Origin of the sequence: Halovenus halobia (genome assembly GCF_051414135.1) — an archaeon.
GTDB lineage: Archaea > Halobacteriota > Halobacteria > Halobacteriales > Haloarculaceae > Halovenus > Halovenus halobia.
Window position 1 is genome coordinate 129765 of record NZ_JBLKOA010000007.1, and the last position, 14053, is coordinate 143817.

Sequence of the window (14053 nt, forward strand, 5' to 3'; positions counted from 1 at the left end):
GGTCGTCGGGGTTGTTCCCACCGGTCACTGAACGACGTCTGGACTAGTCTGTACCGACGGTTCCGAGTGCGGTAGCCATCCGAGCCGGAAACTACTCCGAATGGATGCTTCGGACTCTCCCCACTCAACAGTTATTTCACCTGTTTTCCAGAGTCCAGTTGATGTCAGATCGATTTGGCGATTCCAATTCTGACGAATCGACGCCGAACAACGACAGTTCGTCTAGCTCCATCAGCCGGCGTGGCTTCGTCGCCGGCGGCGTAGCGACCGCGGCTTCGGTGAGTCTCGCGGGCTGTGGCGGCGTTCTCGGAGGGACCGAAGACGGCAACGTCGTCACGATGTTGTTGACACCGGGGACACCGGCAGACGCCCGCCGTCGGTACAAACCCGTCCAGAACCTCCTTAACGCCGAAATTGACGGTACCGAATTCGAGATGACGGTCCCAACAGACTACTCAGCAATTCTCCCAGCCCTCGAAAGCGAGCAGGCCGAAATTGGGATGGACGACGTGACAGTGCTGGCGAATCCGGACAAGATGGATATCTACGGCACGACCGTGACTGGTGGATCAGCCTTTTATTTCTCGCTGATGGTCGTCCCACCGGAAGAAAATGATATCGGGGGGCCCGCAGACGTCGAGGGGAGGACGTGGGCGTTCGCCGACCGTCTCTCGACCAGCGGTTCCATCTTTGCCCTGTACGCGATCCAGGATGCGGGGCTCGATATCGGTGACGCGCCGAAAGGCGACCCGGTCGACTTCGAGGGTAGCTGGACTGACCACGACCAGGCGCTCCAACGGGTTGGGGAGGGTCAAGCTGCCGGGGCAACGACCTGGGGTGGCAACGGGATTCCTCACCTTCCCGAGGGAACGGAGGTTCCCGACCGTGTCGACGAAAAAAGTTCTTTCTTGGACACAATGGGCACCGAATCGCCGGAGTTCAAGGCCGTCTGGTGGTCGTTTCCCATCCCGAAACAGCCGATGTACGCACGCAAAACGTGGGAATCAGATGTGAAAACAGAGGTCGGAGAAGTGCTTCGAGGCTCTACCCAAGACCAAATCGAACAGCACTACCCAGAGGACTACAACGAAGATGAGCTACCGTTCACAACACTCACCGACACGTCGATAGACGATTACCAGCCGATTATCGAGCGGATGAGATCTGTCGGTATCGACCCCAGTGCGTAATTACGAAAGGTATCAGACTAATGAGTACACTCAAAGTCGAAAATCTGTCGAAGCAGTATGGCGATGTGGTCGCACTCGAAGACGTTTCCTTCGAAATCGAAGACGAGTTCGTCGTCCTGCTCGGAGAATCGGGCGCTGGAAAGTCGACGCTGCTGCGGTGTGTCAACGGCCTCACCGAACCGACCGAGGGATCGATCACCCTCGACGGCGAGGATATCTCGGGCTCGCAGACGGACATCGGGATGATCTTCCAGCAGCACAACCTCGTCGAGGGCGTCTCGGCGTATCTCAACGCGCTTACGGGCTCGCTCAACCGCGTCTCGATGCTCCGGAGTATGCTCCAGTGGCAGTCTCAAGAGGACAAGGTCCGCGCGCTCGAAGCGCTCGAGACGGTCGGTCTGCTCGACGAGGCACACCAGAAGGTCTCCCGGATGTCCGGTGGCCAACAACAGCGTGTCGGGATTGCGAGAGCACTCGTGCAGGACCCACGATTGTTGCTCGCTGACGAACCGGTTGCGAGTCTGGACCCCTCCAGTGCCGAATCGGTCATGGGCTATCTCCGGAAGGCTGCCTCGGAACACGACGTGACTGCACTCGTGAGCCTCCATCAGGTGAACGTCGCGGCCCACTTCGGTGACCGCTTTATTGGACTACGTAATGGAAAGAAGCTGTTCGATGTCGGGCGCGGAGAACTCACTCCGGAACTGATCGACGACCTCTATGGCAGCGTCGAGACGGTCAGCCTCGCCAAGCAGGCGAGCAAACCCGACCCCAAACAGAACGGCCAGCAAGAGGGAGCCGAGCCTGCCGATATCGAACAGGAGATCGAAGCATGAGTACGCCGCCATCGAAGGGTAACTCGCTCGCGGTCTATTTCGGCTTCGGCGAAATTGGTGATTCGCCGGCCGAACAGAAGCTGCAGGATATGAAGCGCCGCAAGACCAAACGCCGGCTCTGGACACTCCTGGGGCTCGTCACCACGTGGGCCCTGTTTTACTGGAGTCTCCTCCTTATCGAGTTCAGGCTGTCTGAACTCGTCGGACAGTTCGATCAGTTTGTCGAGGCGATGACAGAGTATTTCCCGCCGACGACGTACTTCGGAATCCCCTTCGTCGACGTCGGTGCGTACTGGAGTTTCATCAGGGCGGAGAACCTCATCCTCGCGGTTGAGGGCGGCCAGATCGTCTGGGGTGCGATGTTCATCACGATGGGTGTCGCCTTCGCCGGAACGGTACTCGGTCTCCCGCTGGCGTTGTTTTTCGGTGTGATGTCCAGCGAACGAGTGATTCCGTATCCGTTCAACTTCCTCTTCCGAGGGACGATGAGCCTCATCCGCGCGATTCCGGGGCTCGTCTGGTTCCTGATCCTCATTCCGCTGGCGGGCGTTACACCTTTTACCGGTGCTCTAGCGATCATGGTCGACACGACCGGCTATCTCGGACGGCTGTTCACCGACGAACTCGAAGAGATCGAAGACGGACCAATCGAAGGAATCCGGTCGACCGGCGCGAGCAGTTCACAGATCGTCACTTTCGGTATGCTGAGTCAGGTGTTCCGGCAGTTCATCGCGTGGATCGCCTTCGACCTCGAACACAACGTCCGGGCGGCGATCGGGCTGGGTATTATCGGTGCAGGCGGCCTCGGGCTGGAGCTGTACGTCCAGCGACAGACGTTCAACTACACGGAGATGATGGCCTGTATCATCCTCATCTTCCTGCTTGCCGGCTCCGTCGAACTCCTCAGCCAGCGCGTCCGGTCGATGCTGCGTGAGGACGACAATGTCGAGAAGACCGGTATCATCGAGACGTTCGCAAACGTTCCCAGAAATATTATCGGCTCCACGATGGGTCGACGCTGACGATGACCTACTACGAGGAGTACCGATCCGACCGGGCCCGGACGCTCGGTCCGGAACCAACGTTGCACGACCCGGTTTCGGTCAGCGACAGTGAGATCGGAGCGTGGACGGAGGTCCACCCTCACACGCGGGTGAACAATTCGACTGTCGGGGATTTCACCTACCTGATGGGCCACGTCCAGTTGGATTACACTACCATCGGGAAATTCGGCAGTGTCGCCGCCGCTGCCAGACTCGGACCGACGAATCATCCCATCGACCGTCCGACTGCCCACCACTTCACGTACCGAGCAGAGCAGTACAACGTGGGCGATGACGACGAGACCATTTTCGAGTGGCGCGCTGACCAGCCCGTGACGGTCGGCCACGACGTGTGGATCGGCCACGGTGCGATCGTTCTTCCGGGTGTTACGGTCGGAAACGGCGCGGTCGTCGGTGCAGGTGCCGTCGTCACTAACGACGTGCCACCCTACACCATCGTCGCCGGGGTACCTGCCGAACCGATCCGCCGCCGGTTTTCCGCGGAAATTGCGGCACGAATCGAAGCTACGGAGTGGTGGGACTGGGATCACGAAACGCTCGCTTCACGACTGGAAGCCTTTCGTGATCTGGAGACGTTTCTCACCCAGTACGCACCGGAGGACCCTGAGACAAGACCAGCAGAATAGTACGTTGCTAAATCTCGGCGTGGTCGGGGATAACTCCGGTATGGAGTGTGACTGCCAACTCTGCGGAATCAACCCAGTAGTAGATAGCTCGTTCGAGCGCGCGGGTGACCGAGGCGAGGTAGCCGTATATGTCGGGGTCGTATGCCGTCACCAGCTCGAATAGTTCGTTCAGGTCCCGGTGGACCGTTTCCTCTGTTTCTCGGAGCTGCTGGTGGACGCCCAGTTCACCGTCGAACAGAATCCGGCAAAAGTACGCGTTGATCTGTGCGCCAGACGCGAAGATGTCTGCCATTCGGTCGCTGACAACGCCAGTTGCAGTCATTTTCTCGGCGTCGACCACATCGGCAATAAAGCAGGCCCGGTCACCGACGATTTCGAGATTCGTGGCGATAGTCGAAAGGTCTGCAGCGATCCGGTTTCCCGGCCAGTCTGTCGTCAACGTGTAGGATTTGAGCTCTGAGAGCACCGCCGAGTACCGCTCGTTTGTGAGTTGCTCCAGCGTCCCGGCCGGTTGGTCCGTCTCCTCACCCATGAACGCCGCCTGGGCGGCTTCGTACTGTTGTGTTGTCACCGACTCCAGCCGGTCGAGTAGTGTTAGGACGGCGGTTCCCCGGTTTTCGGGTCCACTCTCTGACTCAGACAAATTCGAGATGTACTCCGAATTCTCATACAGTGCCGGGTCGTCGACAACATAGCTTTTGCTGATTATGTCCTCCGCTTTGAGTTCTTGCAGTATCTCTGAGAGGTACTGCTCGGAGAGTCCAACTGTCTCTGCCAGTTCTCTTTTGGTCTCGGGAGTGGTTCTGTCAATTGCCTCGACAACCTGTGCTCGGGTTGCGTCACGACCGTGTTGTCCAGCTGCCAGCGAGCGCTGGAACGTTCGACGGGACATACGTGACAATCTCGACACCCACTGTTAGCAGTGATGCACAGACTGTCTGGACGGCTATATACCATTGTGACCCCATCTTCGGACGCACAGACAGAACCACCATCAGGAGTGGCACGTACGAATATGTACGACGACGTACAGGAACAGTCCACTCATATAAAATACCATACCAGATTCCTCCATTACCATCCCAGTATGGAAACGCGCAAGGTTCAGCTGTCTGGTGGAACCACCTACACGGTCTCTTTACCGAAGTCCTGGGCCCAGGAGCACAGTATCGAAGCCGGCTCAACGCTTACTCTGTACCCGAACGGTGATGGCTCGTTGCTGGTCGAGACGAAGGCAGACCGGTCTGCCGAGACGCGGACGACGACGGTCGATATCTCGACCGACTCGGACGACGCCGTCCGACAGCGCATCCGGGCGTTCCACGCCGTCGGTTTCGACGAGGTAACGCTACTGGACAGAGCAGGTCACTCGGCCGAGCGACGCAGTGGTATCGAGGAGACACTCAGCGGCCTGTCTGGATTCGAAATGTTAGAGGCAGGCGATACCAGAATTCGGTTGACAAATCTTATCGACGCTGACAACGTTGACGTGCGGAAGTCTGCTCTCCGACTCCGGTTGGTCGTTCTCGGTATGCACCGTGACGCTGTGACGGCAGTGCTGACTGACGACGAGTCGCTGGCCGAACGGGTCATCGACCGTGAACAAGAGGCTGATAAGCTATTTGCGATGGTAACCCGCCATTTCCGACGGGCACTGACAGACCTTCAGGAGGTCGAGAAACTCCAGACAAGCCGCGACGAACTCTTCGAGTACTACTACATGAGTCGACAGTTCGAGCGGATCGCTGACCACGCTGAAAAGATTTCTCGGTTCGTGGTGGACCCGGACGTGACTGTTCCAACCAGCATGGAGGACCGCCTCGAAACGCTCGCCTCACGTTCGAGAGACGTTATCGATACTGCTGCAGACGTGATTCTCGCCAGTGGTGGGTTCGAAGCGGCTCTCGACGCGCTCACAGAACGGGACAAGCTTCGGACGGAACTCGAAAATCTGGACAAAGAACTGTACGCACACGAAGACCCAACTGAGGCGTACGTTGTGGGGCTCATGCTCGACAGTGTCCGACGGACTGCCGAATACGGCGCAAATATCGCTGAAGTCGGCATTGAACAGGTTGCGCGGAACGCTGAGACATCTAACTGATTGAGTGGTGGCTGCGTACACCCATCACGTTATTCTCTTGTTCTGCACAAAGTACGGATACGGTACGTTTCAGTAGGCACCCGAGAGATAATCCACGTGAGTGGTGTGGCCGGAAGGATGAGCGAGGGGTTGTAACGGTTCCGCGGCGCGATATCAATATTTATTCATATATACTGGACCATATGCCTGCTAGAAGCTTTTAAGAAGGTATACTCGCTGTTTCACATATGACTCATTGTGTGTTGATCTGTTCCAACTGCTCCTCGGAGGTCGCTCTCAGCTCGATAGAGACGGAGGGCAAAACAGGTGACGACCGACAGGGTGGCTTCGCGTGTCCGAACTGTGGCAACTCCTCGTTGCGGATCTGAGTGACGGATTGTATGTCTGATACCGAAACAACCGACGACGATATCGACCTGACCAACCCCACGTATTATCTGAACCGCGAGCTGAGCAAACTGGAATTCAACAACCGGGTCCTCCACGAGGCACGAGATGAGCGGAACCCACTTCTCAAGCGGGTGCGGTTTCTCTCGATTTTTACCCAGAATATGGACGAATTCTTCATGAAGCGAGTCGGTGGGTTGAAACAACAGATCGCAGCAAACGTCACAGAGCGGACACCGGACGGCAGCACGCCACAACAGCAGTGGGAGCAGGTGATGGAGAAAGCATATCCCATGTTCGAGGCCCAGGCCAACTGCTATCACGAAGCAATCAAACCCGCTCTCTCGGAGGCTGGAGTCGACATTGTGGATTATGACGATCTCGACGCCGACGAACAGGCGACCCTCACAACCTACTTCGAGGAGTCTGTGTTTCCAACACTGACCCCACTCACCTTCGACCCGGCACACCCGTTTCCACATATCTCGAATCTGTCGCTGTCGATGGCGGTGCTGACGAAGCAGGACAGTGAGAGTGAGACGATGTTCTCCCGGGTGAAGATTCCTCAGAACCGACCTCGTCTGATCCAAATCGGAGACGATACCCGGTATGTTCTGCTCGAAGAGATCATCGCTGCGAACCTCGACAGATTGTTTCCTGACTCAGAGATCATCGAACACTCGACGTTCCGGGTGACGCGTAACGCTGAGGTACGGCGGAACGAGGATATCGCCGAAGACCTCATCGGGCTGGTGGAGGAGGTCATCGAGGAGCGCCGGTTCGCCACGGTCGTTCGACTGGAAGTCGAGACGGATATGTCCGACCAGATACGGGATCTGCTGACGACACAGCTCGACGTGAGCCAACGTGAGGTGTACGAACTACAGCCGCCGTTGGACTTCCGCGAATTTAAGCAACTTACCGACCTCGACCGACCGGAGCTAACGGTTCCAGAGTGGACACCCCAACCGCATCCACGGCTGACGAGTCACAGAGACGAGCAAGGAAACATCTTCAAAGACATCCGACGCGAGGATATTCTGGTCCATCATCCGTACCACTCCTTTTCTGATACAGTCCAGCGGTTTATCAGCGAAGCAGCGCACGACCCCAATGTTCTCGCGATAAAGGCCGCAATATACCGTACTGCGAGCGAGTCGAAGATTATCCAGAGTCTCATCGAAGCGGCCGACAATGGCAAGCAGGTCGCAGTGATGGTCGAACTCAAGGCCCGCTTCGACGAAGAAGACAACCTCGAGTGGGCCAAAACGCTGGAGGAGAACGGCATTCACGTTGCCTACGGTACAATCGGGTACAAGACGCATACGAAAACGACACTCGTCGTCCGTGAGGAAGACGATGGGGTCGAGCTGTACTCACACGTCGGCACAGGGAACTATCACTCCGAAACAGCCAAACACTACGAAGATCTGGGCCTACTGACTGCGGATTCAGATATCGGGAGAGACCTGGTGAAACTGTTCAACTACTTTACCGGCCACTCGTTGCACGAGGATTACCGGGAACTGTTAATCGCGCCAGGCAATATGCGTGAGCAGTTCGTCGACTTGATCCAGCGCGAGGCTGAACACGCTCGTGCGGGACACGAGGCTCGAATCGTTGCAAAGCTGAATCGACTCGAAGACCCGGAGGTCATCAGAGAACTCTACCGTGCCTCGCGTGCCGGCGTCGATATTGACCTGATTGTCAGAGATATCTGTCGACTGCGACCGAACCTCGAGAATGTGAGTGAGAACATCGACGTGGTCAGTATCGTCGGGCGATTCCTGGAACATTCGAGGGTCTTCTACTTCTACAATAGTGGCGACGAGCGGTACTATATCGGCTCCGCTGATTGGATGGAGCGAAACCTCGACAACCGTGTCGAGGCCGTGACGCCAATCCACGACACGTATCTCCAGAACCGCCTCGACGAAATACTGGAAATCTGTCTTACGGACAACCGGGATTGCTGGGAGATGCACTCTGATGGAAGCTACACCCAGCGGACGCCCGGCGAGGCCGAGGAGATACGGGCGCAGTCAGTATTCATGCAACAGACCTTGGACGGGGTCTGGGACCGAAAATAGCGTCCATGCTGCACTGCTGTGTCATCCGGGCAGTTTCGCGTCCGACCGAATTCGTTTTTGTGGGCCAGACCCAACGATAGCTATGGCGGAAAAAACTGAACTCGAAGTAGAGTCGAAACAGTCTCGAAAAGACGCCGCAGAGATGCTTCGTCAGATTGCCGACGAAATCGTGTCTGGTGACGAGATAACAGTCGAAGGCAACAACGCGTCGATAACTGTGCCCGGCTCTACTGAAGATATCAAGACAGAACTCGAAGCTGAACACGAAATCAAAGGCGAGTACGACCAAGTCGAGGTCGAAGTCGAGCTCGAGTGGACCATCATTCCAGACGAGAACAGCGAGGACGCAGACGAATAACCACGAGATTCGTCGGAGATTTTCTCACAGCTCTCTGCGCGTGTTGCCGTGGTGACTCCCGAGTATCCCACAACTCCGACTGTTCTGTTCTATGTAGCCGTATATACAACAATTATAAAACCTGTAAACCCGGGCGCCCCTCCGTTCACACGATGACTGGCTCATCCCGGGCTAATCGATGGTGGAATGTATGTCAATAACAACAGACCTCGGCGACCAGTTAGACGACCACCATCAGCGCATCGACGCCGACCAGTGGAACGACATCTACATCGTTGGCGACGTTCACGGCTGTTTCTCGCCGGTAGCGCGGTTGCTCGATGAGCTATCGGTCGGTCAACAGGACCTTGTCGTTTTCGTTGGCGACCTGGTCAGGAAGGGCCCAGACAGCCGCGAGGTGCTGGAGTTCGTTATGAACCGTCCGAATGTACGTACCGTTCGGGGCAACAACGAACAGAAGCTACTCCGTGGTGACGCCGACCTTCCCGAACTGGACCACGAGCATCTGTCCTATATCGAGTCATTGCCTGTCGTTCTCTCCTGGGACGATGTTGCTGTCGTCCACGGGGGTATCAACCACCGAAAGCCACTCTCCGAGCATACCGTCACCGAGTTGTTGAATATGCGGTCACTGGCCGAAGAAGGAGGGTACAACCGTCCGTACTGGTTCGAGACTCGCCCCAGGGGACCACGAGTGTTCTTCGGGCACACTGTTCTCTCTGAGCCATTCGAAACGCCATGGGCTGTTGGCCTCGACACTGGCTGTGTCCACGGACGAGAACTCACTGCATACGATTATCGCGCGTCGAAGTTCGTTACGCTTTCTGATGTTACCACACATCAACAGCGCAGTTCTGACTCAATTGTCACCCCGAAGCAGCCAGCAAAGCAGTGATAGCCAACCTGCCGGTAAACAGTGTCGACTCTGTTTAGTGACGCTCGTGGGCGACCTCTGGCCCGACTACCGGTCGATAGTAGCGTCGTCGTTGTCGAGGACGGCAGCGATATCTGCTGAGTCGAACTGTGCCATGTCACCCACGACCGTCCGTTTCAGCGCAGCAGCGGCGGCCCCAGTTGCGAGCGCGTCGTCGAGGCCTGCGCCATCGAGTCGGCGTGCGAGAAAGCCACCGACGAAGGCGTCGCCAGAGCCGACGGCATCGACGGTGTCAGTCTCGAACGCTGGCTGTTCGACGAGGTCATCCCCGATTGCGAGCGCACCAGCGTCGCCGCGAGTAAGCACGACCGTCTCGAAGTCGTATCGGTCTGCGAGCGAGCGAGCGATAGCCGCACCTTCTCCGTCGTAGCCTAACACTATCTGTGCGTCGCGCTCGGCGACGAACAGAACGTCGACTCCGGCAAAGAGGTCTGTCAGCGTCTGGCGGGCCTCGCTTGGGGTCCAGAGCTTCGAGCGGTAGTTGAGGTCGACGACAGTCGTTGCGCCGGATTCCTGTGCGGTTTCGAGCAGCGCCGTCGTCGTCGCTGCCGACTGGGCGGAGAGCGCGGGTGTAATACCCGAGGTGAAGACGTACTCAGCCGCCCGGAGCGGCGCTGTCTGGAGGTCATCTGGCGTCGCGTTCCGTAGCGGCGTGTTGTCGCGGTCGTACACGACGGAGTCCCCCCGCGGCGACCCCCCACGTTCGAGGTAGTAGGTCCCAACGCGACCGATATCGGTCCAGGTGACCTCCGTCTCGATTCCTTCGCCGCGGAGTGCGTGGACAACGCGGTCTCCGAGAGCAGTGTCAGGAAGCGCAGACAGCCACGTGGACTCGACCTCGAGGTTTGCGGCCGCGACGGCGACGTTGCTCTCTGCGCCGCCGACGTGGACGTCGAAGTTGTCGACCCGGGAGAGACGCTGGCCCCCTGGAGGTGACAGTCGAAGCATCGTCTCGCCGAAGGTAACGAGTTTACTCATGATTCGTCAAACAGAGTCTCGCCCTCAACCATATGCTCGGCAACAGCGTCCATATCGAGCGTGAGACCGAGCCCGGGTTGTTCCGGAATTTCGATGTGTCCGTCTTCGATGACGGGTTCTTCGACCAGGCCGCTCCACCAGCCCAGTTCGTAGGAATGGAATTCGACGGCCAGTGAGTTCGGGATAGCAGCGCTGACCTGTGCGCTTGCCATCGTCCCAACTGGCGAGGAGACGTTGTGGAGTGCCACGGGCACGTAGTACTGGTTGGCCACGTCAGCAATTTTACGCGTCTCGCGCATGCCGCCGACCTTCGGCAAATCCGGCGTGATGATGTCGACGACACCGCTCTCGACGAGACGGCGCTGTTCGGTGACGCGATAGCGGTTCTCCCCGGCACCGATTGGTGTCATCGTCTCGGTGGTGACTCTCTCCTGAACGTCGATGTTCTCGGGCGGGACAGGGTCTTCGAGCCACCACACGTCGTACTCTTCGAGGGCGTGAGCGAGGCGTCGGGCAGCGTCACCTGAGTACGACCAGTGACAGTCGAAGGCGACGTCAGCACGGTCACCGACGCGCTCGGTGACGGCCTCGACAATATCGACCTTGTGCCGAATCTCGCCGGGGCGAAGATGTCTGTTTGCCCGGTCTTTCTCGTGGCCCGAGGGCACGTCGAGGTCGAACTTCAGGGCGTCGTAGCCCAGGTCTTCGACGACGCGTTCGGCCTCGTCTGCACAGGCCTGGGGGTCGGCCTCGCTTTCGGTGTGACAGTCACAGTAGACCCGGGCCTCGTCGCGGTACTTGCCGCCGAGTAACTGGTATGCTGGGATGCCGAGTAACTTTCCCGCGAGGTCGTGCAGGGCCACCTCGACACCCGAGATCGCGGTGACTGTCACACCTTCGACGGAGCCTTCGCCGGACATCTTCTGGATGAGGTGTTCGTACAGGCGGTCGATATCGAGCGGGTTCTCGCCGACGAGAAACGGTGTCATGCGCTCGATGAGTTCCGGGACGCCCGCGCCCCAGTACGCCTCGCCCGTTCCGGTGACTCCTGCGTCAGTGTATACCCGGACCAGTGTCCACGGAAAGTTCCCGTCGACCATTGTCGTCTGTACGTCGGTAATAGAAACGTCACGCGGCCCCCGGTCGCTGTCGAGACCCATTGCATCGCCGGAAAGATTCCGCATGGTGTAGGTCGCGTTGGGGTCGTGTAACGAGCCGTAATCCCTGCCCATACCTCCCGTTCCAGAGCAACTAACTTATCTCTTGAGGATTTATTCAAAAACGAGTTGTTTTAATCGAGAAGGTCGAGCGCACGGAGGTCACGCTCCAGCGCCGCGTGGTCGTCGTCGTTCATCGTACGCAGCGGCTCACGGAGGCCGCCCACGTCGAAGGCGACATCACGAAGCGAGAGAGCAGTCTTGACGCCTGCCAGATACGGGCCGCGCTTGAGTGCCGACCGGACGTCGAGCACGCGCGATTGCAAGCGCTTTGCTTCGGCGTCGTCCCCACGGACGTGGGCGTCGTACAGGTCGACGACGAGTTCTGGGTAGACGTTGGCGACAGCGCTGACCAGTCCCGTACAGCTCAGTTCGAGTCCCACGACCAACAGGGAGTCCGACCCCACGAGAAAGTCGAGTTCCGGAGCGGCGTCGATTGCCTGCGTGAGCCACGGCACGTCCTTTGATGAGTCCTTCAGGCCAGCGATGCCGTCGATAGCAGCCAGCTGCTCGACCGTCTCCAGGGACAGCCTGTTGCCAGTCCTGCTCGGGATATGGTAGACGTAGACGGGCACGTCGACGGCCTCCGCAACGGCCCGGTAATGAGTGAGTGCGCCCTCGTCGTCGAGGGGATAGTAGTACGGCGTCACCACGACGACCCCGTCAGCACCGACCGACGCGGCGTGGTCGGCGTGTGCGACTGTCGCTCGCGTGCTCGGCGCGCCGACGCCCGCAATAACCGGGACGTCGACGGCGTCAGTTACGCACTCGACGACTCGACGGCGTTCTTCGCCAGTCAACAGCGCAAACTCGCCGTTCGTTCCCAGCGGAAAGACGGCGCTGGCCCCGCCCTCAACGACGAACTGCGCGTGTGCGGCAGTCCCATCTAGGTCGACATCTCCAGTCTCGTCGAATGCTGTTACGGTGGGTGGGACGACACCAGCGAGGTCGAGAGAGTCTACCGAGTCGGTCTGTGACATCTGTATTCAATCGAGGGTTCAGAGGCGGATATATTTCGTCGACTATACACTGTTCTGTAGATATTCACTCGGTATTGTGTTTATATTTTTCGGGGGTGGACGGCGTATCTCGGCGAGCACTGAGGGCGATGTTGTTTACTCGAACCGCGGTAAATATTTCAATAATGCGGGAGGAGTATGGAGTATGGACGCCATCGCTATCAGGGAGGGGGCAAGCGAGCCAGTCGTACTCGACGTTCCACGGCCCGAACCGGCGACAGGGGAGGCACTCGTCCGTACGCTCCGGGTCGGTGTCGACGGCACTGACCACGAGGTTATCGCTGGGAACCACGGAGGATTCCCGGCCGGCGAATCGCATCTCGTGATGGGCCACGAGGCGGTTGGCGTCGTCGAGGACCCGAACGGAACCGAGTTCGACCGAGGTGACGTGGTTGTCCCGACAGTCCGGCGGCCACCACCATCGGGCAGCAACGAGTATTTCGAGCGCGGTGAAGCCGATATGGCACCGCCCGACGCGACACTCGAACGGGGCATCGACGGCGCTCACGGGTTTATGAGCGAATACTTCACCAGTCCCGCCGAGTTTCTCATCGAGATGCCAGACGAGTTCGCCGAGTGGGGGTTTCTGGTCGAGCCGATCAGTATCTCCGAAAAAGCACTGGAACTCGCCCGAGCGTCGCGCTCGTCGTTCACGTGGAATCTTGAGAGGGCGCTCGTTCTCGGCAACGGTTCGCTCGGCCTGCTCACGGTGGCGATGCTCGACGACATTGAGGTCTACTGTCTCGGGCGCACGGGCCGACCCGACCCCACCATCGAACTGCTCGACCAACTCGGCGCCACGTACATCGATTCCCGGGAGACGCCAGTTCCGGAGATGCCGACCGCGCACGAACCTGTCGACCTCGTCTACGAGGCGACCGGATACCCGAAACACGCCGTTAGCAGCGTCGAGGCGCTTGCCCCGAACGGCGTCGCGGCGCTGTTGGGCGTGCCCGACTCCTGGACGGCCGAGGTCGACCTGGGTCGGTTCCACGAGGAACTCGTCATGCAGAACAAGGCTATCGTCGGCAGCGTCAACTCCGGCCCGCGTCACTTCCGGGCCGCCGTCGACCGTCTCTCCGAACTCCCGGCGTGGTTCTTCGAGGAGTACGTCACGACCGTCAGCCCGCTCGACTCGTTCCACGAGGCGTTCAATCCCGACGACACAGCAATCAAGACCGCAGTGGAATTCGATACACTATGAGTTATCGCTCGATTGGCTTCCGGCCAGAAGACAGACTCATTACGCA

At 58.6% G+C, this 14053-nt stretch carries 13 protein-coding genes; 9 read left to right on the plus strand and 4 right to left on the minus strand.

Translation table 11 applies throughout. The features are described from left to right. Window positions 1–161 precede the first annotated feature (161 nt). Genes ACMGFM_RS14940 through ACMGFM_RS14955 form a run of 4 tightly spaced genes read left to right on the plus strand, consistent with a single transcriptional unit; the run spans window position 162 to window position 3716 of the window. A complete protein-coding gene (locus tag ACMGFM_RS14940) occupies window positions 162–1190 on the plus strand; it encodes a PhnD/SsuA/transferrin family substrate-binding protein (RefSeq protein ID WP_436903460.1) in 1029 nt (342 codons plus the stop codon). A gap of 20 nt (window positions 1191–1210) precedes the next feature. Continuing rightward, complete coding sequence (locus ACMGFM_RS14945; RefSeq protein WP_436903461.1) at window positions 1211–2026, plus strand: phosphonate ABC transporter ATP-binding protein; 816 nt, start codon at window positions 1211–1213, stop codon at window positions 2024–2026. Further along, window positions 2023–3048 (plus strand): phosphonate ABC transporter, permease protein PhnE, encoded by a 1026-nt coding sequence (gene phnE, locus ACMGFM_RS14950; RefSeq protein WP_436903462.1) that lies wholly within the window; start codon window positions 2023–2025, stop codon window positions 3046–3048. The genes ACMGFM_RS14945 and phnE overlap by 4 nt, the downstream gene beginning before the upstream one ends. Window positions 3049–3050: 2 nt before the next feature. Beyond that, complete coding sequence (locus tag ACMGFM_RS14955) at window positions 3051–3716, plus strand: DapH/DapD/GlmU-related protein (protein ID WP_436903463.1); 666 nt, start codon at window positions 3051–3053, stop codon at window positions 3714–3716. A 7-nt stretch (window positions 3717–3723) separates the two neighbouring features. On the opposite strand, the gene ACMGFM_RS14960 is transcribed toward ACMGFM_RS14955, so the two are convergent. Further along, window positions 3724–4608 (minus strand): helix-turn-helix domain-containing protein, encoded by an 885-nt coding sequence (locus ACMGFM_RS14960; RefSeq protein ID WP_436903464.1) that lies wholly within the window; start codon window positions 4606–4608, stop codon window positions 3724–3726. Window positions 4609–4803: 195 nt separating this feature from the next. On the opposite strand from ACMGFM_RS14960, the gene ACMGFM_RS14965 reads away from it, so the two are divergent. The 4 genes from ACMGFM_RS14965 to ACMGFM_RS14980 all read left to right on the plus strand — a co-directional run bounded on the left by ACMGFM_RS14965 (window position 4804) and on the right by ACMGFM_RS14980 (window position 9550). Continuing rightward, window positions 4804–5820: a PhoU domain-containing protein gene (locus tag ACMGFM_RS14965; protein WP_436903465.1), complete on the plus strand. Its 1017-nt coding sequence runs from the start codon at window positions 4804–4806 to the stop codon at window positions 5818–5820. A gap of 380 nt (window positions 5821–6200) precedes the next feature. Further along, window positions 6201–8297, plus strand: coding sequence for a polyphosphate kinase 1 (gene ppk1 / locus ACMGFM_RS14970; RefSeq protein ID WP_436903466.1), 2097 nt, complete (start codon window positions 6201–6203; stop codon window positions 8295–8297). Between the two features lie 82 nt (window positions 8298–8379). Next, window positions 8380–8655, plus strand: coding sequence for an amphi-Trp domain-containing protein (locus ACMGFM_RS14975; RefSeq protein ID WP_436903467.1), 276 nt, complete (start codon window positions 8380–8382; stop codon window positions 8653–8655). Between the two features lie 190 nt (window positions 8656–8845). Further along, entirely contained in the window at window positions 8846–9550 is a 705-nt protein-coding gene (locus tag ACMGFM_RS14980; RefSeq protein WP_436903468.1) for a metallophosphoesterase family protein, read from the plus strand. A 66-nt stretch (window positions 9551–9616) separates the two neighbouring features. Here ACMGFM_RS14980 and kdgK1 read toward each other — a convergent pair whose 3' ends face one another. The 3 genes from kdgK1 to ACMGFM_RS14995 are packed head-to-tail and all read right to left on the minus strand — an operon-like array spanning window position 9617 to window position 12764. Next, entirely contained in the window at window positions 9617–10567 is a 951-nt protein-coding gene (gene kdgK1 / locus ACMGFM_RS14985; protein WP_436903469.1) for a bifunctional 2-dehydro-3-deoxygluconokinase/2-dehydro-3-deoxygalactonokinase, read from the minus strand. After that, on the minus strand, window positions 10564–11799 hold the full coding sequence (locus ACMGFM_RS14990) for a mandelate racemase/muconate lactonizing enzyme family protein (RefSeq protein ID WP_436903470.1): 1236 nt from the start codon (window positions 11797–11799) through the stop codon (window positions 10564–10566). Before ACMGFM_RS14990 ends, kdgK1 begins: the two co-directional genes overlap by 4 nt. A gap of 59 nt (window positions 11800–11858) precedes the next feature. Beyond that, on the minus strand, window positions 11859–12764 hold the full coding sequence (locus ACMGFM_RS14995; RefSeq protein ID WP_436903471.1) for a dihydrodipicolinate synthase family protein: 906 nt from the start codon (window positions 12762–12764) through the stop codon (window positions 11859–11861). Between the two features lie 184 nt (window positions 12765–12948). On the opposite strand from ACMGFM_RS14995, the gene ACMGFM_RS15000 reads away from it, so the two are divergent. Then, the gene (locus ACMGFM_RS15000; RefSeq protein ID WP_436903472.1) at window positions 12949–14007 is read left to right on the plus strand and encodes a glucose 1-dehydrogenase; all 1059 of its coding nucleotides are present in this window, start codon (window positions 12949–12951) and stop codon (window positions 14005–14007) included. The last annotated feature ends 46 nt before the right edge of the window (window positions 14008–14053 follow it).